Here is a 21,841-nt window from a genome sequence, read left to right as displayed (position 1 = left end):
CCCTCTCGAACCAGTCGTGGCCGGGCCACACGTCGAAGTGGTCACACGGGTAGTGATGCACCTCGCCGCAAGCGTGCACCGCGGTCTTGGCCACGGAGTCAGCGGGCACGTACCGGTCGAAGTCGGCGATCTGGACCAACACTCGACTGCGGAGCCTCTTCGCCGACGACGTCGTTCGGATGGAGCCCAACTCGAGACCGACCGCCGCGTCGACCTCGTTGCGCCACGTGGGACCCGCCATGGACGTGTAGCTCTCGAAGGCGCCCTCCAGCGCGAGCGCACCCGTTCACCGCGCCTGGCCACCAACGGCATCAGCTTGGGCGCCCCGCCGCGGGCAAGCGAGATTCGGCTGGCCCCTCCCACCGCCGTCCATCGCAGCGCCGTCGATCCCCGGCAGCGACTTCGCGGCATCTACGGCGGCGTGGTAATCCCGTATCTGCCGCTTGATGGAGATCCACTGTCGCGGCTGACCGTCCGACGCTCCGAAGCCGCGGAAGTCGAACGCCAGGACGTCGATGCCTGCGGCACTGATGCGCTCTGCGACCGGCTTCAGTCCCGCGTCCTTGGTCCCACCGAAACCGTGCGCCATCACGACGATGGGTCGGCCACCTGGTCCGGTGAGCGCATCACCATCGCCGCGAAAGTGCCACGCGCTGCCCGCAATACCCTGAGACTGGAACGTGACGTCTTCGAAGGTCACGCGGTCTCCTGCTGCTGATCCGACGCCTGCGAGACGCCGTAGATCGTGCTCAGCCAGATCGCCGCGGCACCGTCCATCAGTTGTTCTCGGCTCAACGATCCGCCCAGCGTGAGCCGCTCCAGCAGGCGGTCGTTGAATTCCAGTAGCACCGAGGCCAGTACCTCGGCGTCCACACCCTCGGGCGCGCGACCCGCGGCGCGATCGGCGCGGATCATCTCCGCGACCGATTCCACGAACGACTCGCGGGCGATGTCCCAGATGTCGCGGACCGACGCATTCGAACCTCGTGCCTCCAACATGGCCCGAAAGAGGTGGCGGTGGTGCTCGCACGTCTCGAAGAGTCCGTCGAGCATGGCGTAGACCCGCCGTCGCGGCGGCTCGGACGCGGCGGTGAAGGCGTCGTTGACGGCGAACGTAGCGTCCAGGATGCGCTCCATCAGGGCTGCCACCGCGGCGCCCTTGTTCTCGAAGTAGAAGTAGAACGCCGAGCGCGTCACGCCGGCTTGCTTCGATATCTCGGCGATGTTGATGGCGTCGAGGTTCGACTCGAGCAGCCAATCGTCCAGCGCGTCGAGGATGGCTTCGCGCCGGTGGTCACTGCGCTGCGGCGGCCGACGATCGGTCTGAGATCTCATGCGGGCACCATTGCACGTTTGACGCCTGCGGGGAGCTCACGCGTCCGCAGGTCGTGCTCGTAGTAGAAGAAGTCGACTTGCTGTGTGTGCCTTGCGATGTCGGTGCAGTGGCCGGTGTAGCGCCTCTGATCGGCATCGATGACACGCTCCATCTGCTCGGTAGCGGGCACCGCGTAGCGACCGATCGCGTAGGCGGCGAGCAGTCGCGACTGACACTCCACGAAGGGGAACAGCGTGGGCACCGACTGCGCGAACCCGATGAACGCGATGTCGGAGTGCCCCGGCTTGAACAGGCGCTTGCACAACCGAATCTGATTGCCGGGTGCGCTGATGAAGTCCTCGTCAAAGAACGGGGACGTGATGTCGTATCCGTTGGCGTAGACGATGACGTCGAACTGGTCGCTGGTGCCGTCGGTGAAGTACACGGTGTCACCGTCCAGTCCCGACACGTTTGGCTTGGGAATCACGTCACCCGAGCCGAGCCGCAGTGGCAACTCGACAGACTGCGTCGGATGCGCCTCGAAGAGCTTGTGATTCGGAGCGGGCAAACCGTAGTTCCGGGGATCGACGCCCATGAACGGTGCGAACAGTTGCAGGGCCTTGCGCTGCCACGACAGCGGCAGATGCGGACTGGTCCGCCACAGCGTGTCCCCCGGCCTGCCCGCGATGTACTTCGGCACGATCCACGCACTCGACCGCGTGGACAGCGTCACCTTGTTCTGCAACGCCTTGGAGGACAACTCGACGGCGATGTCGGCTGCGCTGTTGCCGAGGCCGACGACGAGGATTCGCTTGCCCGTCAGTTCAAGCGGTGTCTGCGGGTCGACGTAGAAGTGCGAGTGGACCGCCACGCCATCGAACGTGCCAGTGAAGTCGGGCAGCGGCGGATCCCAGTGGTGACCGTTCGCGACGACGAGGAGATCGAAGGGACGCGTGTCGCCCCGCTGATCGGTGATTTCCCAGCCGCCGTCTGCGCGCCGGGCATGGGTCACCCATTGCCGAACTCGATGTTCTCCAGCAACCCGAACGCGTCGGCGTATTCATCGAGGTAGGCCTTGATGTCGGAATGGTGTGGGAACGTCGGATAGTGCTCGGGCATCGGGAAGTCCTTGAAGCACAACCGTTGCCGAGAGGTGTCGATGTGCAGCGAGCGGTACGCGCTGCTGTGCCCGTTGGGATTTCCGAACGCCCAATTGCCACCGATCCGATCCGACGTCTCGAACGTGGTGTACGGCACGCCGTAGTCCTTGAGCATCTTGCCAGCGGTCAACCCGCTGATACCCGCACCGATGATCGCGGTACGCGGAAGAGATCGGTCCACTGCCCGGACGTTAGGAGCGGGTTTGACGTACGTCAATGAATTCTGACGTCTGTCAAATGCTTCCCGTGGCCTCCGCGGGTGAGTCCGTCTCGGCGATGACGCCCCGCTCGACGAGGTGTTCGGTCAGCGGTGCGACGCCGATCGTGAAGTGCTCCGCCATCGCCATCCGCGCCCGATTGGCGTCTCGGCGCTCGAAGGCTGCGATGACGCGACGGTGGTCCCGCGTCGACTGTTTCGGCCACCCGGATAGCGTAGGGAACACCGACTCGGGCGCGTACCGAGTGATGCTCGACATGAACTGCGTCAGCTTCGGTGAGCCCGCGGCGACGTTGATCGTCCGGTGGAACTCGTGATTCAGCCGTACGGTGCGTTCCAGATCGCCGCTGCCGTATGCCTCCTCCAGTTCGTTCTGAACGGCCCGCAACGACGACAGCTGCTCGTCGGTGATGCTCTCCGCGGCACGGGCCGCGAGCTCGCCGCCGATGAAGGCCTGTACATTCGCCACGTCGGCGATGTCGCGGGCCGTCAACTCGAGCACCATGAACCCCCGGCGCGGCCGCTGCACCAACAATCCTTCGGCGCAGAGGTTCAACAGCGCCTCGCGTACGGGCGTGACGCTGATGCCGAGTTCGCCCGCCAGCTGATCGAGCCGCAGATACTCGCCTGCGCGGAAGCTGCCGTTGAAGATTCGCCTGCGGACGTAACGCGCGACGTCGTCGGACAGCTGCGGACGCGGCACGAATTCGGGGTCAGAGGTGGTACTCACGCAACAGACTCTTGCTGATGATCGTCTTCTGGATCTCGCTGGTGCCCTCGCCGATCAAGAGGAAGGGGGCGTCGCGCATCAACCGTTCGATCTCGTACTCCTTGGAATAGCCGTATCCGCCGTGGATGCGGAAGCTCTGCTCGGTGACCTCTGAACAAAACTCGCTGGCAAGGTATTTCGCCATTCCTGCCGCGACATCGTTGCGCTCGCCGGAGTCCTTCAGCCGCGCGGCGTTGACCATCATCAGATGGGCGGCCTCGACCTTGGTCGCCATCTCGGCGAGTTGGAACGCGATGGCCTGGTGTTCGGCGATCGGCTTGCCGAATGTCGTGCGCTGCTGGGCGTAACGGATTGCCAGCTCGAAGGCACGGATGCCGACCCCGCACGCGCGGGCCGAGACGTTGACCCGTCCGACCTCCACGCCGTCCATCATCTGAAAGAAGCCCTGGCCGGGCGCATCGCCCAGCACGTCGGCGTCGTCGGCGTGATACCCGTCGAAGATCAGCTCGGTGGTGTCGATGCCCTTGTAGCCGAGTTTGTCGATCTTGCCGGGGATGAGGAGGCCGGGCAGCACCTCGCCGAAACCCGAGGGCTTCTCGATCAGGAACGCGGTCAGGTTGCGGTGCGGCTTGCCGGCGCCCTCATCGGTCTTCACCAGTGCCGCGACGAGTGTGGAGCTGCCGCCGTTGGTCAGCCACATCTTCTGCCCATTGATCGTATAGCCGCCCCCGTCGTTGTGGACGGCCCTGGTGCGGATGGCGGCGACGTCGGAACCCAACTCCGGCTCCGACATCGAAAAGGCACCTCGCACTTCACCGGTCGCCATGCGCGGTAGGAACCGCTGCTTCTGCTCGTCCGTGCCGTGCTGACGGATCATGTAGGCGACGATGAAGTGCGTGTTGATGACCCCCGACACGCTCATCCAACCGCGGGCCAACTCCTCGACGCACAGCGCGTAGGTGAGCAACGACTCCCCCAGCCCGCCGTATTCCTCTCCGATCATCAGCCCGAAGAGTCCCATCTCGCGCATCGCATCGACGATCGCCTGCGGATATTCGTCGGCGTGCTCGAGGTCCTGGGCGTGCGGGATGACCTCCTTGTCCACGAATTGGCGCACCGTGGTGACGATCTCACTCTGGACCTCGGTGAGTCCTGCCGTCTGCGCGAGTCTGCTCATGCCAACACCCTCTCGAACACCGCGGCCAGCCCCTGCCCGCCACCGATGCACATCGTCTCCAGGCCGTATCGGGCTTCGCGCCGGTGCAGTTCACGTGCGAGCGTCGCCAGCATGCGGCCACCCGTCGCGCCGACTGGATGGCCGAGCGAGATGCCCGAGCCCTGCACGTTGGTGCGCTCCAGATCCGTTGCGGTGAAGTTCCACTCGCGCATCACCGCCAGCGCCTGCGCGGCGAAGGCCTCGTTGAGCTCGATCAGGTCCATGTCGGACAGTGTCAGCCCCGCCTTGCTCAGCGCTACCTCGGTCGCGGGCACGGGCCCGATGCCCATGACCTCCGGAGGCACCCCCGCGACGCCCCACGAGACCAGCCGAACCAATGGCGTCAGCCCCAACTCAGCCGCCTTCACCGGCGTTGCGACGATGCACATGGACGCCGCGTCGTTCTGGCCGCTGGAGTTACCCGCAGTCACCGTGGACTCCGGATCCTGCTTGCCCAGAATGGGTTTGAGCTTGCCAAGGGATTCGACGGAGGTATCCGCGCGGGGATGCTCGTCGGTGTCGATCACCGTTTCAGTCCGGGCGGCACCTTGCCGCGTGGTGACCGTCACCGCGATGATCTGATCTGCCAGCAGGCCGTCCTTCTGCGCTGCCACCGCACGGCCGTGCGACCTCACGGCCAGCTCGTCCTGCTCCTCGCGACCAATGCCGTACTGACGCCGCAAGTTCTCCGCGGTCTCGATCATGCCGCCGGGCACCGGATGCTCACGCCCTCCTGCGGTGACGCGACCGCGGTTCAGTGCGTCGTGCACCTTCACCCCGCCGCGAGCCCCGCCCCACCGCATGTCCGTCGAGTGGAAGACCACGTTGCTCATGGACTCCGCGCCGCCCGCAACGACGAGCTCGTTCTGTCCGGTACCCACTTGCAGGCAGGCCTGGATGACGGCCTGCAGTCCCGATCCGCACCGGCGATCCAACTGCATGCCGGGCACGGTGACCGGTAGGCCGGCGTCCAACGCCACGACCCGTCCTAGCGCCGGCGCCTCCATGCTGGGATAGCAGTGGCCGAGGATCACGTCCTCGACGGCGCCGGGCGCGACGCCCGTGCGCTCGAGCAGTCCTCTCAACGCCACCACGCCCAGCTCCACCGCCGTGAGCGAGGAGAACATTCCGCCGTAACGTCCGATCGGCGTACGAACGGGCTCGCAGATCACTGCTTCGTTCATGACGTCGGCCATCTAGATGTGCCTGCCGCCGGTCACTTCGAGCACTGTGCCGGTCATGTACGACGAGAGGTCCGAAGCGAGGAAGAGCGCGACCTTGGCCACCTCGTCGGGCTCACCGGGGCGGGCCATCGGTATCTCGGCCAGCTTGGCGTCCCAGATCCGTTGCGGCATCGCCTCGGTCATCGCCGAGCGGATCAGGCCCGGCTGGATCGCGTTGATCCGCACGCCGAGATGAGCGACCTCCTTGGCCGCTGCCTTCGTCAGCCCGACGATGCCCGCCTTCGCGGCGGAGTAGTTGGTCTGGCCGATGAGGCCCACCTTGCCGGAGATCGAGGAGATGTTGACGATCGCGCCGCGCTTGTTCTCCCGCATGACGTCGGCGGCCTTGCGGGTGCCGTTCCAGGTGCCCTTCAGGTGGACCGAGATGACCTGGTCGAACTGCTCCTCGGTCATCTTGCGCATGGTGGCGTCGCGCGTGATGCCGGCGTTGTTGACCATGACATCGAGTCCGCCGAACGTGTCCACCGCCGACGCGATCAGCGCCTCGACCTCATCGGCGTTCGTCACGTCGCACCGCACCGCGGCGGCTACGTCGCGCCCCCCCAGCTTCGCTACCGCCGACTCCGTGGCATCCAGGTCGAGATCACCCAGCACCACCCGCGCGCCCTCGGCGACGTAGCGTTCGGCGATTGCGAAGCCGATCCCCTGCGCCCCTCCGGTGACCACCGCGGTCCGTCCGTCAAGCAATGGCATGTGGTGCCCGTCCCTTCCTGAAGGTCTTACGGTATCTAACATAAAATATGATATTTCTTGTATCAAACCATCCCAGGCCCGTCAGGAGCACGACGCATGGCAGAACCCACGGTCAGCGATCAGGACTTCCGGGACATTCTCGGCGCGACCCGGGATTTCGTTCGGTCGGTCGTGATGCCCCGCGAGCTGGAGATCATGACCGACAACCGGGTGCCCGACGACATCCGGGACCAGACCAAGAAGATGGGCCTCTTCGGTTATGCGATCCCGCAGGAATGGGGCGGTCTGGGCCTCGACCTGACTCAAGACGTCGAACTGGCGATGGAGTTCGGTTACACCACGCTGGCCCTGCGCTCGATGTTCGGGACGAACAACGGCATCGCAGGGCAGGTGCTCGTCGGCTTCGGCACCGACGAGCAGAAGACCCGATGGCTCCAAGGAATCGCCTCGGGTGACGTGGTCGCGTCGTTTGCGCTCACCGAGCCGGGTGCGGGCTCGAACCCAGCAGGCTTGCGCACCAAGGCCGTTCGCGACGGCTTCGGAGAAGACACCGAGTGGGTGATCACCGGGCGCAAGCAGTACATCACCAACGCTCCGACAGCCGACCTCTTCGTCGTCTTCGCACGCACGCGTCCGGCCGACGCCGACGGGCCCGGCATCGCCGTGTTCCTGGTGCCCGCCGACACCGCAGGCGTCGAGGTGGGACCGAAGGACTCGAAGATGGGCCAGGAGGGCGCCTGGACCGCGGACGTCACCCTCGACGAGGTGCGGGTGGGCGACGATGCACTCGTCGGCGGCGCCGAGGACATCGGCTACCGGGCGGCCATGACCTCGTTGGCGCGTGGCCGCATCCACATCGCCGCGCTCTCGGTAGGCACCGCTCAGCGCGCGTTGGACGAATCGGTCGCCTACGCCGCGAGTGCGACTCAGGGCGGCACGCCGATCGGCAACTTCCAACTCGTGCAGGCAATGATCGCCGACATGCAGACCGGGGTGATGGCGGGCCGCGCTCTGGTACGCGACGCGGCGAGGATGTGGGTCACCGACGAGGATCGCCGCATCGCACCGTCGACCGCCAAGCTGTTCTGCACCGAAATGGTCGGCAAGGTCGCGGATCTCGCAGTGCAGGTGCACGGCGGCAGCGGTTACATGCGTGACGTCCCCGTCGAACGCATCTATCGAGACGTCCGACTCCTACGCCTCTACGAGGGAACGAGTGAGATCCAGCGCCTCATCATCGGCGGCGGATTGGTCAAAGCCGCCCAGCGCAAGCCGTAACATCCAGAACTCAGCACCCCAGAATCAAGCGATGTAGCGGACGATCGACTCTGCCACGGCCGCCGGCTTGGCCGAATCCTCGACCTCGACGGTGATCGTCGTGGTGGCTTGGACCGCCCCCTCGAACTGCTTGATGGCGGTGATCTCGCCACGCGCCCGGATCTTCGTGCCCACCTTCACCGGGGTGATGAAGCGAACCTTGTCGTAGCCGTAGTTGACCGCCAGCGCGATGTTGTCGACTCGATAGAGCTGATGAGAGAAGTGCGGCAGCAGCGACAGCGTGAGTAGCCCATGGGCGATCGTCGCGCCGAACGGGCCGCCTGCCGCCCGCCCGGGGTCGACGTGGATCCACTGATGATCGTCGGTGGCCTCGGCGAAGAGATTCACCCGTTGCTGGCTGATCTCCATCCACTCGGTGGGTCCGAGTTGGCTGCCCCGTGCCGCCGCAAACTCGTCCAGGTCGTGGAATACTTTCACGTTCTCTCCTCTCAAAGGGACCCTGACCTCGAAATGCGGCCCGAATTACTCTTAACGCCTTCACCACCTGAAACACAATGGCATCCACGCGCATCAATTTGCCAGATCCAGCACAGATATTCGCCACCGCGAGCCCTTAGGGCAGTCAATCTGCTGCAATACCAATATTGGAAATTGCTGCGAATAATTGCGAATTAGCGGAGAGTCGTGGCAGGTCGGCGCTTCGCATTGCGATCTCAGAAAACACTCGCATCCTAGCTGGAGTACAGCCATGGTGGGACTGATAATTGTTGACGACTGGGTATCCCCACCCATCGTGAAGCACCGCAGCCAGTGACGACCTCCCCCATCACTGACTGCCGAGCGAATGAGGCGACAATGCACCCCCGGCCCCTCGACTTCGGATTTTCCGGCGGCTTTCCGCTCGCTGACAACATTAGCTGGTGGGACCCTGATGCGGACTGCACGATGGTGGTGTCCCATCCCCGGGTGGACCGCGACCTGTGGCACGAGTATCTGCGCGGCGCCGAACGCAGTTACCGGACTCACGGTGTCGAGCGGGCCTTGGACATCGGTGCGATTCGAGACGGAGCGGACACTGCGATGTTCTGGACGACCATCGATGCTGCGGGGCGGGTCATCGGCGGGCTTCGCGCCAAGGGTCCCCTGAGGTCCGCCGACGAATCCCACGCGACGGTCGAGTGGGCTGCGCAGCCGGGACTTCCCGCCGTTTACAAGATGGTCACCGACCGGATTCCCTTCGGCGTGCTGGAAATGAAGTCTGCCTGGACCACGGACGATCGGGACAGTGCGCGACGACTGTCCCAAGCGTTGGCGCGCACCATATTTCACGGAATGGTCTTGCTGGACGTCCAGTTCGGCATGGCGACGTCAGCGCCGCACGTGCTCGAGCGATGGCGCACGTCGGGAGCCGTGGTGGCGCCCATTCCGGCGACACCGTACCCCGACGAGAGATACCGTACGAAGATGATGTGGTGGGACCGGCGCACCTTCGCCAATCACGCAGCACCGGACCAACTCCCGAAGATCCTCAATGAGATGGCGATCACGTCGGTTCAGGCCGAGGCACGCCGGGCTGACCGCACGGTCGCACGGTGACGAAGGTCGGCCGTTACGCTGAATTCCGTGCCCGCAGAATCATCGCCCCTGAGCCTGGACCGGCTGGTGACCACCGTCGCCGTCCGGCTCATGGCGGCGAACGCTGCGACCTCTGCCATCGTGTCGCAGGATGTTCTCGCCGTCCTCCTCGAGTACTTCGACGTCGACGAGAGCTTCCTGCGGTACAACGATCACCCCATTCGTGCGTCGATCCTGGTCGCCGAATGGCCGCCGAGACCGAATATCCCCGATCCCGACCCGCTGAGGGTCGTCTTCTACAGAGACGCTGATCCCGTCTTCGCGTTGGCAGAGAACGTCAAGAAGCCGATGGTGTTCCGTACCGGCAACGGGGACGACCAGAAACGGATCGGGGAGGGGCACAGCGTTCCTCAGACGTCCACGGCAGCGGCGCCGTTGGTGTCGGGCGTTCTGACGACGGGCGTGCTCGGCTTCGTGAAGTTCGGCGACCGAGAGTGGAGGCCCGAGGAGCTCAACGCGCTTGAGGCGATCGCCTCGTTGTTCGCGCAGGTACAGGCACGGGTTCAGGCAGAGGAGCGGTTGCGCTACCTGGCCGAACACGACGACCTGACGGGGCTGCAGAACCGGCGGGCGCTCATCCAGCACCTCGATGCCAGGCTCTCCGCCGGGTCCCCAGGGCCCGTGTCGGCGCTGTACTTCGACGTCGACCGGCTCAAGACCATCAACGACTACGTCGGCCACAGCGCCGGCGACTGGTTCATCCGTGTCCTCGCCGAGCGTCTGCAACGGGGAACCGATGATGCGAGCGTCATCGCGCGACTGGGCGGCGACGAGTTCGTCCTGGTACCCCCGTCCCCAGTGTCGGCCACGGAAACGGCCGAGCTCGCCGACCGGCTCCTGTTGCTGCTGCGCGAACGCGTCGCGATCGATGGTGAGATGCTCACGAGGACCGTCAGCATCGGCGTCGCACTCGGGACACCGGGCCGCGACACCACGTCGGATCTGCTCCGCCGGGCAGATCAGGCGGTGCTCACCGCCAAGGGTGCGGGCGGAAACCAGGTCGCGGTGTTCTCGGACGAGATGTCCCTGCGCACGGACTACCGCAACGACATCGAACTTCACCTTCAGGACGTCATCGAGAACGGCTCGCTGTTCCTGCAGTACCTGCCCGAGGTCGACATGCGCACCGGCGAAGTGCTCGCAACGGAGGCGTTGGTGCGATGGAACCATCCGACCCGTGGCCTGCTGTCCTCCGCGTCGTTCGTCGCCGTCGCAGAATCCATCAACCTGGCCGGCGAATTGGGTCGCTGGGTGTTGCGTACGGCGTGCGCAGAGTTCGCAAGGTGGCGCACGCTGGAGGTAGCCGGCGAAATCGTGCTGCGGGTCAACGTGTCACCGGTGCAACTGGTGACCGACGGGTTCGTGGAGTCCGTCGCCAGCGCCATGCACGAGTTCGGCCTGGATCGCGGCTCGGTGTGCCTGGAGATCACCGAGAGCGTCGTCGTTCAGGACATGGAGACCACCAGCGTCACGTTGGCGGCCTTGCGCGACGTCGGCGTTCAGATCGCCATCGACGATTTCGGTACCGGCTTCAGCGTGCTGTCACATCTGAAGTCATTGCCGGTCGACGTGCTCAAGATCGACAGGGACTTCGTCGCCGATCTCGGTTCGAATCCCAATGATCTGGCGATCGTGCGCGCGGTCATCGCCCTGGCCGAGGCGTTCGAATTGGAACTGGTGGCCGACGGCGTTGAGACCCCGGCCGCCGCAAAGACGCTGCTACGCCACGGCTGTCATCGCGCACAGGGCTTCCTGCTGTCGCCACCGCTGGGCGGTGACGACATGGCCTCGCTACTGGCCAAAGGCCGTGTACCCGTGCACTTTTCCGCAACGCCAACTCTCTAGGGACGGCTGGCGCGCTTCGTGCATCCCCTTGCGGAACTGACGGCGCGAGCCGGTGCACGTGGGCCGAACGGCCGCGGGTACGGTGGCCAGCAACTCGACCCGCCCGAAGCGGCTTGCGGTCCGACCGACGAGGCAAACCTGCAGTCGATCGCCCGCGACGACGTCGGCACGCTCGTCTGACACGGGATCCTGGCCATGGGGCGACAGCGTCACACCGGCGCGCGTCCGTACCGCGAAGGGACCCTCCGGGGTCGACAGAACTACGCCGACGACGGCGCCTTCCTCGAAGACGATCCGCTGCAGTGCACTGCCCGTCTGGACATCGATGTCGTGTTGCCGCGCCTGGTCGGTGACCCACTCGCGCAGCACTTCCTCGCCAGAACCGTCGGCCCAATCGACCGTGCCGACCGACATGACCTCGATGGACTCGCCATCGGTCGACCGCATCGTCGTCGTCCGCCAGTCCCGCATGCTCGTATACAGCAGCCCGTACGGGGATGCGATGCACTTCGTGGCCCAACCGTTCAGCCGAGACCCCACGAACGGTTCGACGAAGCGCCTGTCGACCTCTTCCTTCGACAGGTTGCGCGCGCTGCGTCGTGGCACGGTGGCGTCGCGCAAACCATCCGTTGGGACGCCCTCGACCAGCGCGGCCAAGTACTCGTTGGTTTCCACGTCCAGCGTGTCGGGGAGCAGCAGGCCATGCTTGGCCGCTACCCGCTCGCGCAGGGCCCCTGGCGCGGCGTCGCCACGTACCGATGGCCGCGCGTCGACGACCACTACCTCGCCGCCGGCGTCCACCGTCGCGATGGCAGTGGCAAGACCGCCGATGCCGGCGCCGATGACCGCTACGTCAACTTCTGTATCCCACATGGCGTTGATTACTCCGCGATAGCTAGTCGGTTGAATGATGAGTTGCCAGAGCCCGGCGCGAAGCGTGCGTCCGGGAACTCCAACGTATCGTAAGCTTCCTCAGTCATTGCACTTTGCGACCCATTTTCACGCGACATCGCCCGATTTGTGATCGTCGTCGATGACTCGCATATTGGCGTTGCTGCAGCCTGAGAGAGACCTTGCCGAACTTTGCCAGCGGCTACTCCGGCATCCCTTACCGCACGGTGTGATGCCAGCCCCGTCCGATCCTGGCGATCGCGATGTCGACGTCCACTGGCGGCGGGTTCGCCACCCAGCGGCTTCGGACCGGAAGTCTTCACATCGGGTACTTTACATACTTTTGGAATGAACAACACTAGAAGATGCGACCGAAAGTTTGGAGCAAAATTGGCCACGCCTGCGACCAAAATGCCCTGCAACCACGCGATCCATCTGCACGGACGGGCCCGACCTCGCGGACAGGCCGGTGTGAGATAAGACACTCACGGGGCAATCAGTGCCCTCGACCACCCGCCCGACGTTTCATCTGCCGAGGACAAGGGGCATCTGTGACCGATCCAATCGGAAGACTGGGCGACACGACCCGGCGGCGGATTCTGCGCGCCGCGGCACGCAAGTTCGCCGTCATGCCGTACGGCCAGGTCAATTCCGATGACGTCGTTGCCAGTGCCGACGTCACGAAAGGTGTGCTCTACACGCACTTCGGGTCAAAGCACGCGCTGGCAAGCGCACTCGTGGAGCACCACCTCGAAGTGTCATGGACGATGGGCGCCGACCGGATCTCGCTCGGGCTCGGCGGCCTCGAGGCACTCCTCGACTACGCCCATCTCATCGCCGCAGCAGACGTCAGCGACCATTTGACCCGGGCCGCCTTCAACCTCTTCGAATCCGTCGGCCGCTTCGACGGTCTCCAGACCAGGATGTCGGAGAACTGGGTCCAAACCTTCGCCGACATCGCCACTCGCGGGATCGCCCGGGGCGACATTCGACCGCACTGCAGGTCGGCCGCCTGCTGACCTCGTTGTACCTCGGATTGAGGCAGACGAGTAACCTCGACGACGCCGAACAGTTCATCGGGGAATTCGAGGCAGTCCTTCTGATGGCTCTACCGGGCTTCGCAAACCCGGACCGACTGCCCTATCTGACGGATTTCATCAGCCGCCGGTCGGTACTCGCGATCAAGAATGCCGCACCCCTGGGCGGCAGGGAACTATGATCCCGTCGAACGATCGTCACAGTGAAGGATCGACGGAGGTACTGGAATATGGTGCGCCAGGCTCGATCTGAGGCCACCCGGCGAAAGATCATCGACTCTGCAGTCGACCTGATCAACGAGATCGGTTACCCTGCCGCGGGGTTGGGCGACATCATCGAACGCGCCGAATTGACCAAGGGCGCACTGTATTACCACTTCGACTCCAAGGAAGCCTTGGCGACCGCGATCATCGAAGAGGGCGCGCAGACCGTGCTCGGCGCGTTCCGCGCATCAGGTAGATCGAGCTCCCCCGCGATGGAGAACATCATCCACGGTTCGTTCGTCGTCACCGACGTGCTCGGCACCGACAAGGTCGCACAAGCGGGAGCTCGGCTACTCCGAACTTTCGGTGGATTCAACCCCGCAGCAAAGAGCACTCTTCAAATTCTGGTGACGGAGCTCGCGGAGCGCATCAAGATCGCCGCTGCCGAGGGCGACGTGCGCGCGGAATTGGACGTCGAGGCCACGGGAGCCACGATCGTCGCTGCGATGTCCGGCGCAGAGCTGCTCGCGAGCGCGCTGGCCGACGGAAAGGATCTCCGCGCCCGTTTCACGCGGATGTGGGAGTTGACGCTTCCTGCGATCATCGCCGACGAGTCGCTCGGCTACTACCGGGAGTTTCTGGCCCGGCAGTTCCTGCGCTGAGTTTTAGCTTTTTCGGCCAACGTGGACCCTGCGGTCCGGCCGGTGATCGAGCTGCGCCGCGGCGGCCGCGCGATGGCAGGCAGTTACCTCTACGAAGGTGACGGGTTGATCACCGGCTGGCACTCCCACGAGGTGCACCAGATCGAATACGCCCTCCACGGAGTCGTCGAGGTGGAGACCGACTCTGCTCACTATCTGCTGCCGCCGCAGCAGGCCGCGTGGATCCCGGCCGGGCTCGAACACCAGGCGGTGACGAAACCGCACGTGAAGACCGTGGCCGTGATGTTCGATCCTGCACTGATCCTCGACGCAAGCGGGCGCGCTCGCATCATCGCCGTCTCCCCCCTGATCCGCGAAATGATGATCTACGCGTTGCGGTGGTCGATCGACCGTGGCGCAGGCTCCGCCCAGGATGAGAGGGGCTCCGACGACTTCTTCCGCACCCTGGCCAACCTGGTGGCCGAGGCGCTGGACCGCGAGGCACCGCTGAGCCTGCCCACCTCCGATGACCCGGTCGTCGCCGCGGCGATGGCGTACACCAAGGACCATCTGGACTCGGTGACGTCCGACGTGGTGAGCCGAGCGGTCTCGGTGTCCGAACGGACGTTGCGCCGACTGTTCCAGCTCAAGCTCGGGCTACCGTGGCGGGCATACCTGCTGCAGGCCAGAATGCTTCGCGCGATGGCGCTGCTGGCCTCCCCGACGCAGTCCGTGCAGGAAACCTCGACGGCCGTCGGTTTCGACAGCCTCAGCTCGTTCAGCCGGGCGTTCACCCAATTCTGCGGTGAAACCCCCAGCAGTTACCGCAAAAGGGTTGCCGGCGAACGGGTTTGACCGGACTCGGCCGCACGCAGGAGAGCGCTCAGTCGCTGCCGGGCTGGCGGAAGACTCCGTCACGAAGAAGTGAGCTCACGCTGGCCTCCCAACGTTGCAACTGAGCGGGTGTGGTCAGCGGTTCGGGCAGGTGTCGGTCGATGTGGGAGCGCAGGCTGAAGGCACCCAGCGCGAGCACGAGGGAGTTGATGACGGCCCAGGTCAGATCGATGTCGGATCGGGTTTCGCCGTGGTCGGCACGCTGCTGCCACCGGACTTTGCCCAACGTCATCAAGTTGTCGAAGATCGTCGTCCCGAGCAAGCTGCCGTCCACGAGTGCACGGCCGACGTATCCCGCCACGTCAGGTTGCCCCGCGATGATCCGGTTCACCCTGCTTCCGATGTCGGCGATCGAGTCCGCGGGTGGCTCTGGAATCGGCTCTGCCAATGGGGTGATGATCAGTTCCAGGACGTAATCGTCCACGGTCTTGATCAGACCGGCCTTCGTGGCGAAATGATGCTGCACCAGCCCGAGGGACACTCCTGCCGCTGCGGCGACGGATCGCAGCGTCGTCCCCGACGTGCCGTGCATCGCGAAACTCTTCAACGCCGCGTCGCGTATCCGCTCGATGTTCGAGAGCGTGTCACGACCGAGTCGAACAGGCTCGGGCACCGCGGTCATCACGTAACCCTGGTCGGCGCCCACACCGACAGGGTAGCCAATACCGCTGTATCGTTAACCCAATACACATGTATTGGAGGCTCCACGGTGACACGGAACGCCACTGCAGTGCACGAGAGCAGACGCCCCGTCCTCACTGTTCAGCAGTATGAATTCGGCCGAACCCCGGGTTCGGTGGCGGTCGATTCGGAGGTGGTCGATGAGCCATCGACCTTCGCCTGCACACGCGATCCCGAGCGGTGGACGACGACCGCCGACGAGGGCGCCAAGGCGCTCTGCCGCGCCTGCCCCCGCCGTTGGCTGTGCGCTCAAGAGGCCTGCAAGACCCCAGGGGCGGAGGGACTGTGGGCAGGCATCCTGATTCCCGCAGCGGGCCGCGGCCGCCAGTTCGCGCTGAAGCAACTGCGCTCCCTGGCCGAGCACAACGGCTTTCCCGTCCGGATGATGACGCCGTAGAAGGCATCATCGTCAAGCCCGTAACGGCAGCCTAGCGCCGAGCACCGACAACTCGGCCACACCAGTGATCGTCGCGGGCCCAGCGCCCATCCTCGCCGACGTGGCACCGGCGAGTACGGAACTGGACGTACCGCGCAGCCGCACGCATGGCCTCCACGCTGCACGCGCACCTGGTGTCCCTCACCAACCACCGGCGGGTCTGCGCCAGCTTGGGCGGCGGGCTGCGCGAGTTCACCGGCGAGACCGTCACCTCCACTCGCTCGTACACTACCCACCGAGCTCGCGACATCGATGTCGATCAACAGGCTCAAAGGCGTCTCCTCGCGCCGGCTGCGGCGGCAATGCCCAACACAGCTTCGGAAATACCTGTGGGGCAAGCACTTCAGGTCACCGTCCCACTTCGCCGCCTCGTGCGGCGGCGAACCCCTGACCACCATCGAGCGAGACATCGAACAACAGAACCGGCCCGATCGACCAGCAAGCGACCGGCCTCGCCAGCTACACAAAACCGGGTCGGCTTCGCCCCGGGCCTAAACGGCCCGGCTTCCACCGAAGAAGATCAGGCGAATTCCCATGCGCACCTTGATGTGTTGCCAGCGATCAGGGTGGGCGGCGAGCTCCCGTTGAATGTCGACGCAGAGAAGGATCGACAGGACGAGTTGCGTCACTGCGCGATGGTAGCGGGGGCCCTGCCGCGTCGGGCCGCCCGTCTATGACGACACGGCGCAGCTTCCGCGGTCCGCCTTCACGGGACCCGATGATGACGGCCGAATGTCGAAGTCGAAGATCGCGGTGGGCAGGTACAGCGAGCAGCAGGCGTTCGGGATGTCGACGACCCCGCTGACCCGTCCCTCGATGGGCGCTGCTCCCAGGAGCAGGTAAGCCTGGGCCCCCGAGTAGCCGAACTTCTCGAGGTACTTCACGGCGTTCATGCAGGCGTTGCGATAGGCGACGGTCGCGTCGTTGTACAACTGGGTATCGGTGTCATGGTCGACGCCGATGCCGATGAACGTGACGAACTCCGAGTAGCGGGGCTCGACGATGCCCGGCATGAAGATCGGATTGGTGCTCACTCCGTAGGTCTCCATGCCGCCCTTGATGAGGTCGACGTGAAAGTCGATGAAGCCGCCCATCTCGATGGCTCCGCAGAAGGTGATTTCGCCGTCACCCTGGCTGAAGTGCAGGTCACCACCCGAGAACAGGGCGCCTGGGACGTGGACCGGGTAGAAGACCCGGGAGCCGCGGGTGAAGTTCTTGATGTCGTGGTTGCCACCGTTCTCCCGCGCGGGAACCGTGCGGGCTCCGTCGCGGCCGATCGCCGCGAGGGTCTCGCCGCTCGCCGTGCCGCCCAATACCGATTCCTCCAACGGGGGCAGGGCGAGCGCGGGTATCCGTTCTGGATCGGTGGCGATCAAGGCCCGTTCGCGTGAGTTCCACCGCGCCAACAGTTCCGGTGAGGGAGCGGTGCCGAACAACCCCGGGTGCGTGATGCCGGTGAACTCCACCCCTGGAAGGTGGCGCGACGAGCACTTCTGCCCGGAGAAGTCCCAGATCGCCTTGTAGGCGTCGGGGAAGTAGTCGGTGAGGAACCCGCCGCCGTTGGCCTTCGCGAAGATCCCGGTGTATCCCCACCCCTGTCCGGGGACGTCACCGACTTCCTGCGGCACGGGACCCAGATCCAGGATGTCGACCACCAGAAGATCGCCTGGCTCGGCGCCCTCGACGTAGATCGGACCGGAAAGCATGTGGGCGTGGGACAGGTCGACGTCGCGAACGTCGTTGGCGGAGTCGTTGTTTCCGATCTGGCCATCCGTCCATTCCCGACACTCAACCCGGATCGACTGTCCGGGTTTGACGGTGACGGCGGCCGGGATGTCGGGGTGCCACCGGTTGTGACCGGGCACCTCCTGATCACGCATCGAACGAGCCTGGTCGACGGAGAACACGACGTCGGGCACAGCGACCTCCTCAGGTCAGGGGCGGGGCAACTTGGCGTGTCGGGGATCTCGGGTAACCGGCGTCGGCCGCCGCGACCGTCCTGGCACGCTGGAGGTGACGGTCGGGTTCTCGGCACTGCGTGTGCTGACGTCCAGCGCCCGACGCATTCCGGGATCCAGCGATCGCAGGCCGGGCGATCCGAACACCCGACTGGCCACTCGCCCGCATTCGGGGCACGCGGTGGCCGGGGCGGCATCGGTCATCGACCTAACCACCTGGAACTCTCCGCAAGGAGAGCACCGATAGCCGTAGGTTGGCAAGACTCGCACCTCCGCGAAGCATTGGGGCCGGAGTATATTGCAGCACGCCAGCCGGTGCACCGCATCCCGACACCGCCGACGGTAATCCGCCATCCAGAACCGGCGACGGTAATACTGGCAGCGTGTTGATAGGTGTGATGGCGGCATTGCTGGCGTGTGTCGGCTACGGCACTGCGTCGGTCCTTCAGGCCTACGGAGCGCGGAGTTCGGCCGCCGCCGCCGAACGACTCGGTGAGAGCGCCCCGGCGGGGGGTGCCCCATCGCTTGCCGCGACCATCGCTGCCGCGCTGACCCCCGCCTTCATTTGCGGAATGGCACTCGACGTCCTGGGGTTCCTGGGCAGCGTCGTCGCCGCCAGGCTCATCCCACTGTTCCTCTCACAAACGATCATGAGCGCCAACCTCGTCGTGACGGCCCTTCTCGGCGTCGTCGTGCTCGGGGTGCGCCTGCACACGCGCGACGTGTTCGCCATCGTCCTGGTGGTCGTGTCGCTGTGTGTGCTGGGCGTGACCGCGGGCCATACCGGCGGGGACACGGCCGTGACTGCCGTGCACTGGGGCGTGCTGACGGTAGCGGTGCTGATCCTGGTGGTCGGAGTGGGTCTGGTGCGCGTGTTCGGTGCCCGTGCCGCCATTCCCGCCGGCCTCGTCGCCGGGCTTCTGTTCGGCGCGATGGCGGTCGCGGTCCGGGTACTCGACGGAATCGACCCCCTCCGGCTTGGCGTTCTGCTCACCGACCCGGCGTTGTGGGCGGTTGGCATTGCCGGGGTGGGTGGTTTCTATCTCTTCACCGTTGCGCTGCAACTCGGTTCGGTCAACGGTGCCGCAGCCGCGCTCGTCGCCGGCGAGACGGTCGTGCCCGGCATCACCGGCGTCGTGTTGCTCGGTGACACGGCCGCCCCGGGGATGGGCTGGCTGGTGGCGGTGGCCTTCGTGGGGGCCGTCTCGGGTGCGGTGGCCGTCGCCGTGTTCGGAGCTGCCGAGAACGCGCTGGCAACCGAACCCAGCAAGACACCCTGAATCCACCACCCGAACGCGCGCTTCCGACGCTTCACGTCGTCACGTCAATTCATCTGTCACGCCAATTCATCTGTGACGTTCCGTAGAAATTGCCCGGGCACTCCGTCGAAAGCAGGTCGAGGTACCGCGAGTTCTTCGAGCGTGCTCGCGGTCTGGACGCGACTCCAAGTCGCGAACCGCAGTCACCGGGTCCGGTGGCGGGATAGCCTCGGTTCGATCCACGCAGCGTTAGCTGAACGGGCAGCTCGTGGTCGTCGGGCAACTAGTGGGGGAGCCTGGCTCCAGCGAGAAGGGCAGTGACCAATGAGATTCAGCCAACTACTGTGCAGCGCCGCCGTCGTTGCTCTCGGCATGGCGTTCGCGTGCGCGGTACCCGCGTACGCCGCGCCCGAACAGGCCTGTGTGCGACCCGACGGAACTCCATGCCCGCCCATGGCGCCGGGCTGCGTGCAGGAGAACGGTCTACCGTGTTCGGGCGCCCTTCCCGACATCAACGCCGCATGCATGCAGAACCCGGTCGTGTGTAGGTGGCTCGTCGGATGATGCCACGACGACGACGTGCCACCCTAGCTCACTCCACCTCTACCGCGGGTACCTCGACCCGGTCGCGTGCCACGCAGTCGAAGAACAATCCGATCGCGTTGCTCACCCCGTCGGTCCGGGCACCGTCGGTCAGGTCGAATCCGTGTCCAGCGCCGGGCAATTCGACGTAGCTCACCGCGCGGTCGGACATCGACCGCAACTTCTCGACGAAGGTTCGCGCCACCCCCACCGGGCGGATTCCGGTTCGGGTCGTGTCGATTCACCAATCGTGTCGTGCGGACCACGGCCATGGCGACGAGTACGTCGTCGACACCCGTGACACCCGCTGCTCTTGAAGAACATCGGCGTCGCTCCTCGACGTCTATAGATGCTCCACCGCATCCTGTCCAACCAGCAAGGGATCCACAGCAAGTTCGTACGCGAATTTCAGCGTTCTTCTTGGCGCAGAGCACGTTCACGTGGGTCAACGGCTACGGCATGCTAGCCAGTTAAGGTGCCGTCGGCCCGGCCTGGCCCTCCCTGCGCTGCAACGGTTTTGCGGTGGAGTAGTCGGACCATTCCATGAGCTGTCCTGGTGTGCCATCAAACCTGGTTCGTCGAATCGCTTCGCCTCACGATTGCGAGGCTGACGCGCAGGCCGACGAGGCTGGCGCATGCCGGGAGGGCTGCGACCCATGATGCAGCTCGGCCCCGACACCAGGGGGGTGGGTGACGGGGCCGAGTCAAGCAGGAGCTTGGGGGAAGCTCCACGGTCCACTGTAGGCAAGATTCCTGAGAGACGCAGTCAGAGTTCTGATTCCCCATCCACCGGGGCGGCATCCAGCGATCGCGCATGCGGCAGGCAACCCAAGGCAGACCCGATCACGTCGATTCACCAGACGGTTCTGCGCGAAGGGCTCGGTTTCGTCGTCGACGGTCACCCGTCGGGGACTGACTGTCGAGCGCTCTCACGGTGATGGGCGGATGCCGCGCCTGCACAGTCGGATTCGGCGAGGTGCAGGATGTCCCGCGAGCCTCGTTTCACAACGTCGGAGTCAGAAGGGGGAATCTGACGGGGACTCCGGCGGCGAGTCAGCGAACCGCCCGACATCTTCGACCCCCTGACACTGGACATGTGTCTAGGTCGTGATCCGGTATCGACTCAACCCAGCGAGCCGGCAGTTCTCAACATCTGGACAAGCCGCGCAATTGATCGTCCCAAGAGCATGTTCGTTTCAGACTTGCCAGCGCATCGGCCCGATGGATACCTTGGACACGTGTCCAGTGATGGCTCTACCGATGTGGCAGATCTGGCGGCTCAACGACGCAAGCGGTCCCGCGCAGAGGCCTCTGCCAAGTTGCTCGATGCTGCGATGGAGCTACTTCGTGAGTCCTCGTTCGAGGTCATAACGGTGGGCGCGGTGGCCGAGAGGGCGGGAGTCTCCGCGGCGACCGCGGACGCACTGTTCTCCTCGAAGAACGATCTCATCGTCGAGATCTGCCTCCGCCGAATTCACGGCGTTGCCCTGAGTACGGATGCCACTCACGGTTCAATCGCGCGCGTCGCTGCCCAGCTGAGCCAGATGATGCTGGTGGTGGCGGAGCAGCCCGCCGTCGCCACGGCCTGCGCCGCGATCTTCCTCGACAGCGGGCCGACCGCCGACCGAACCCACGAACTGATCGGCCTCGAGATCCATCGACTCATCGCCACGGCGGTGGGCCCAGGGTCGTGACCAGAAGTCATCACGACGCTCGAGCTGGTTTTCTCTGGGGCCTTGATTCAGGCCGCGGCCGGGGCCATGACCTTTCAGCGCGCCGCCGACCGGGTCCAGACCGCGGTCAGCCTCATCCTCGAGGGAGTCCCGCAGTACTGATCGACCTCGAGAACGGACCATCCGCACCATTCGATCGAGCCGACGGCCACTCGGCACCCTGCCCCGTGGGCACCGCTGAAGACGGCCAGC

Annotated in this window: 22 protein-coding genes and 3 pseudogenes; 11 read left to right on the top strand and 14 right to left on the bottom strand. The window is 65.2% G+C overall.

The annotated features are described in order from the left end of the window. The 7 genes and pseudogenes from QOI01_RS20450 to fabG all read right to left on the bottom strand — a co-directional run. A pseudogene (locus QOI01_RS20450) lies at positions 1-700 on the bottom strand (alpha/beta hydrolase); the annotation flags it as partial. Continuing rightward, positions 697-1,335 carry a TetR/AcrR family transcriptional regulator gene (locus QOI01_RS20445; protein WP_526384147.1) on the bottom strand — a complete coding sequence of 213 codons (639 nt, stop codon included), beginning with the start codon at positions 1,333-1,335 and terminating at the stop codon, positions 697-699. The gene QOI01_RS20445 and the pseudogene QOI01_RS20450, both read right to left, overlap by 4 nt. Continuing rightward, a pseudogene (locus QOI01_RS20440) lies at positions 1,332-2,656 on the bottom strand (flavin-containing monooxygenase). The gene QOI01_RS20445 and the pseudogene QOI01_RS20440 overlap by 4 nt, the downstream one beginning before the upstream one ends. Before the next feature lie 52 nt (positions 2,657-2,708). After that, positions 2,709-3,422 (bottom strand): GntR family transcriptional regulator, encoded by a 714-nt coding sequence (locus tag QOI01_RS20435; RefSeq protein WP_526384145.1) that lies wholly within the window; start codon positions 3,420-3,422, stop codon positions 2,709-2,711. Further along, positions 3,406-4,599 (bottom strand): acyl-CoA dehydrogenase family protein, encoded by a 1,194-nt coding sequence (locus QOI01_RS20430; protein ID WP_526384143.1) that lies wholly within the window; start codon positions 4,597-4,599, stop codon positions 3,406-3,408. Before QOI01_RS20430 ends, QOI01_RS20435 begins: the two co-directional genes overlap by 17 nt. Next, complete coding sequence (locus tag QOI01_RS20425) at positions 4,596-5,822, bottom strand: thiolase family protein (protein WP_526384141.1); 1,227 nt, start codon at positions 5,820-5,822, stop codon at positions 4,596-4,598. Before QOI01_RS20425 ends, QOI01_RS20430 begins: the two co-directional genes overlap by 4 nt. A 12-nt stretch (positions 5,823-5,834) precedes the next feature. Next, positions 5,835-6,575: a 3-oxoacyl-ACP reductase FabG gene (gene fabG, locus QOI01_RS20420; protein WP_526384139.1), complete on the bottom strand. Its 741-nt coding sequence runs from the start codon at positions 6,573-6,575 to the stop codon at positions 5,835-5,837. Between the two features lie 96 nt (positions 6,576-6,671). On the opposite strand from fabG, the gene QOI01_RS20415 reads away from it, so the two are divergent. Continuing rightward, positions 6,672-7,853: an acyl-CoA dehydrogenase family protein gene (locus QOI01_RS20415; protein ID WP_526384137.1), complete on the top strand. Its 1,182-nt coding sequence runs from the start codon at positions 6,672-6,674 to the stop codon at positions 7,851-7,853. A gap of 24 nt (positions 7,854-7,877) precedes the next feature. Here the strand turns inward: QOI01_RS20415 and QOI01_RS20410 are convergent, their stop codons facing one another. Beyond that, on the bottom strand, positions 7,878-8,330 hold the full coding sequence (locus tag QOI01_RS20410; RefSeq protein WP_526384135.1) for a MaoC family dehydratase: 453 nt from the start codon (positions 8,328-8,330) through the stop codon (positions 7,878-7,880). A 378-nt stretch (positions 8,331-8,708) separates the two neighbouring features. Between QOI01_RS20410 and QOI01_RS20405 the strand changes: the two genes are divergently transcribed. Both QOI01_RS20405 and QOI01_RS20400 read left to right on the top strand, forming a co-directional pair. Continuing rightward, on the top strand, positions 8,709-9,449 hold the full coding sequence (locus tag QOI01_RS20405; protein ID WP_526384133.1) for a hypothetical protein: 741 nt from the start codon (positions 8,709-8,711) through the stop codon (positions 9,447-9,449). 90 nt (positions 9,450-9,539) lie between these two features. Then, positions 9,540-11,333 carry a putative bifunctional diguanylate cyclase/phosphodiesterase gene (locus QOI01_RS20400; RefSeq protein ID WP_526384155.1) on the top strand — a complete coding sequence of 598 codons (1,794 nt, stop codon included), beginning with the start codon at positions 9,540-9,542 and terminating at the stop codon, positions 11,331-11,333. Here the strand turns inward: QOI01_RS20400 and QOI01_RS20395 are convergent. Then, the gene (locus QOI01_RS20395; protein WP_526384131.1) at positions 11,280-12,206 is read right to left on the bottom strand and encodes an NAD(P)-binding protein; all 927 of its coding nucleotides are present in this window, start codon (positions 12,204-12,206) and stop codon (positions 11,280-11,282) included. The two genes, QOI01_RS20400 and QOI01_RS20395, sit on opposite strands and share 54 nt — an antisense overlap. A 569-nt stretch (positions 12,207-12,775) precedes the next feature. Here QOI01_RS20395 and QOI01_RS20390 point away from each other — a divergent pair. The 4 genes from QOI01_RS20390 to QOI01_RS20375 all read left to right on the top strand — a co-directional run bounded on the left by QOI01_RS20390 (position 12,776) and on the right by QOI01_RS20375 (position 14,961). Then, a complete protein-coding gene (locus QOI01_RS20390; protein ID WP_526384129.1) occupies positions 12,776-13,243 on the top strand; it encodes a TetR family transcriptional regulator in 468 nt (155 codons plus the stop codon). Positions 13,244-13,260: 17 nt separating this feature from the next. Continuing rightward, positions 13,261-13,443: a hypothetical protein gene (locus QOI01_RS20385; RefSeq protein ID WP_526384127.1), complete on the top strand. Its 183-nt coding sequence runs from the start codon at positions 13,261-13,263 to the stop codon at positions 13,441-13,443. 48 nt (positions 13,444-13,491) lie between these two features. Then, the gene (locus tag QOI01_RS20380; protein WP_526384153.1) at positions 13,492-14,127 is read left to right on the top strand and encodes a ScbR family autoregulator-binding transcription factor; all 636 of its coding nucleotides are present in this window, start codon (positions 13,492-13,494) and stop codon (positions 14,125-14,127) included. A 72-nt stretch (positions 14,128-14,199) separates the two neighbouring features. Then, entirely contained in the window at positions 14,200-14,961 is a 762-nt protein-coding gene (locus tag QOI01_RS20375; protein ID WP_526384151.1) for an AraC family transcriptional regulator, read from the top strand. Between the two features lie 28 nt (positions 14,962-14,989). On the opposite strand, the gene QOI01_RS20370 is transcribed toward QOI01_RS20375, so the two are convergent. Further along, positions 14,990-15,622 (bottom strand): TetR/AcrR family transcriptional regulator, encoded by a 633-nt coding sequence (locus tag QOI01_RS20370; protein ID WP_526384149.1) that lies wholly within the window; start codon positions 15,620-15,622, stop codon positions 14,990-14,992. 174 nt (positions 15,623-15,796) lie between these two features. Between QOI01_RS20370 and QOI01_RS20365 the strand changes: the two genes are divergently transcribed. Together QOI01_RS20365 and QOI01_RS20360 are read left to right on the top strand one after the other, a co-directional pair. Then, entirely contained in the window at positions 15,797-16,078 is a 282-nt protein-coding gene (locus QOI01_RS20365; protein WP_526384125.1) for a WhiB family transcriptional regulator, read from the top strand. A 279-nt stretch (positions 16,079-16,357) separates the two neighbouring features. Then, positions 16,358-16,612: pseudogene (locus tag QOI01_RS20360) on the top strand (transposase); the annotation flags it as partial. Here the strand turns inward: QOI01_RS20360 and QOI01_RS20355 are convergent. The 3 genes from QOI01_RS20355 to QOI01_RS20345 are packed head-to-tail and all read right to left on the bottom strand — an operon-like array spanning position 16,609 to position 18,429. Continuing rightward, positions 16,609-16,746, bottom strand: coding sequence for a hypothetical protein (locus QOI01_RS20355; protein WP_526384123.1), 138 nt, complete (start codon positions 16,744-16,746; stop codon positions 16,609-16,611). The pseudogene QOI01_RS20360 and the gene QOI01_RS20355 sit on opposite strands and share 4 nt — an antisense overlap. Positions 16,747-16,788: 42 nt before the next feature. Then, complete coding sequence (gene fmdA / locus QOI01_RS20350; RefSeq protein WP_526384121.1) at positions 16,789-18,036, bottom strand: formamidase; 1,248 nt, start codon at positions 18,034-18,036, stop codon at positions 16,789-16,791. A gap of 15 nt (positions 18,037-18,051) precedes the next feature. Beyond that, the gene (locus tag QOI01_RS20345; RefSeq protein WP_526384119.1) at positions 18,052-18,429 is read right to left on the bottom strand and encodes an FmdB family zinc ribbon protein; all 378 of its coding nucleotides are present in this window, start codon (positions 18,427-18,429) and stop codon (positions 18,052-18,054) included. A 29-nt stretch (positions 18,430-18,458) separates the two neighbouring features. On the opposite strand from QOI01_RS20345, the gene QOI01_RS20340 reads away from it, so the two are divergent. Then, positions 18,459-19,355, top strand: a complete 897-nt coding sequence (locus QOI01_RS20340) for a hypothetical protein (RefSeq protein ID WP_526384117.1) — start codon at positions 18,459-18,461, stop codon at positions 19,353-19,355. A 571-nt stretch (positions 19,356-19,926) separates the two neighbouring features. On the opposite strand, the gene QOI01_RS20335 is transcribed toward QOI01_RS20340, so the two are convergent. After that, positions 19,927-20,127: a hypothetical protein gene (locus tag QOI01_RS20335; protein ID WP_526384115.1), complete on the bottom strand. Its 201-nt coding sequence runs from the start codon at positions 20,125-20,127 to the stop codon at positions 19,927-19,929. Positions 20,128-21,154: 1,027 nt separating this feature from the next. On the opposite strand from QOI01_RS20335, the gene QOI01_RS20330 reads away from it, so the two are divergent. After that, positions 21,155-21,610 carry a TetR/AcrR family transcriptional regulator gene (locus tag QOI01_RS20330; protein WP_526384113.1) on the top strand — a complete coding sequence of 152 codons (456 nt, stop codon included), beginning with the start codon at positions 21,155-21,157 and terminating at the stop codon, positions 21,608-21,610. Positions 21,611-21,841: the final 231 nt, after the last annotated feature.

The sequence above is a fragment of the Mycobacterium sp. genome, assembly GCF_032162605.1.
Classification (GTDB): domain Bacteria; phylum Actinomycetota; class Actinomycetes; order Mycobacteriales; family Mycobacteriaceae; genus Mycobacterium.
Note: the sequence above shows the minus strand (reverse complement) of the source record. Positions and strands in the feature narration are given on the sequence as shown.

What these genes read in the sequence shown, in the direction of transcription:
- QOI01_RS20345 (WP_526384119.1), bottom strand. Translation starts at nt 18,429, where the DNA reads ATGGCGGATTACCGTCGGCGGTGTCGGGATGCGGTGCACCGGCTGGCG.
- QOI01_RS20405 (WP_526384133.1), top strand. Translation starts at nt 8,709, where the DNA reads ATGCACCCCCGGCCCCTCGACTTCGGATTTTCCGGCGGCTTTCCGCTC.
- QOI01_RS20370 (WP_526384149.1), bottom strand. Translation starts at nt 15,622, where the DNA reads ATGACCGCGGTGCCCGAGCCTGTTCGACTCGGTCGTGACACGCTCTCG.
- QOI01_RS20400 (WP_526384155.1), top strand. Translation starts at nt 9,540, where the DNA reads ATGGCGGCGAACGCTGCGACCTCTGCCATCGTGTCGCAGGATGTTCTC.
- QOI01_RS20425 (WP_526384141.1), bottom strand. Translation starts at nt 5,822, where the DNA reads ATGAACGAAGCAGTGATCTGCGAGCCCGTTCGTACGCCGATCGGACGT.
- fabG (WP_526384139.1), bottom strand. Translation starts at nt 6,575, where the DNA reads ATGCCATTGCTTGACGGACGGACCGCGGTGGTCACCGGAGGGGCGCAG.
- QOI01_RS20445 (WP_526384147.1), bottom strand. Translation starts at nt 1,335, where the DNA reads ATGAGATCTCAGACCGATCGTCGGCCGCCGCAGCGCAGTGACCACCGG.
- QOI01_RS20395 (WP_526384131.1), bottom strand. Translation starts at nt 12,206, where the DNA reads ATGTGGGATACAGAAGTTGACGTAGCGGTCATCGGCGCCGGCATCGGC.
- QOI01_RS20380 (WP_526384153.1), top strand. Translation starts at nt 13,492, where the DNA reads ATGGTGCGCCAGGCTCGATCTGAGGCCACCCGGCGAAAGATCATCGAC.
- QOI01_RS20415 (WP_526384137.1), top strand. Translation starts at nt 6,672, where the DNA reads ATGGCAGAACCCACGGTCAGCGATCAGGACTTCCGGGACATTCTCGGC.
- QOI01_RS20430 (WP_526384143.1), bottom strand. Translation starts at nt 4,599, where the DNA reads ATGAGCAGACTCGCGCAGACGGCAGGACTCACCGAGGTCCAGAGTGAG.
- QOI01_RS20375 (WP_526384151.1), top strand. Translation starts at nt 14,200, where the DNA reads ATGGCAGGCAGTTACCTCTACGAAGGTGACGGGTTGATCACCGGCTGG.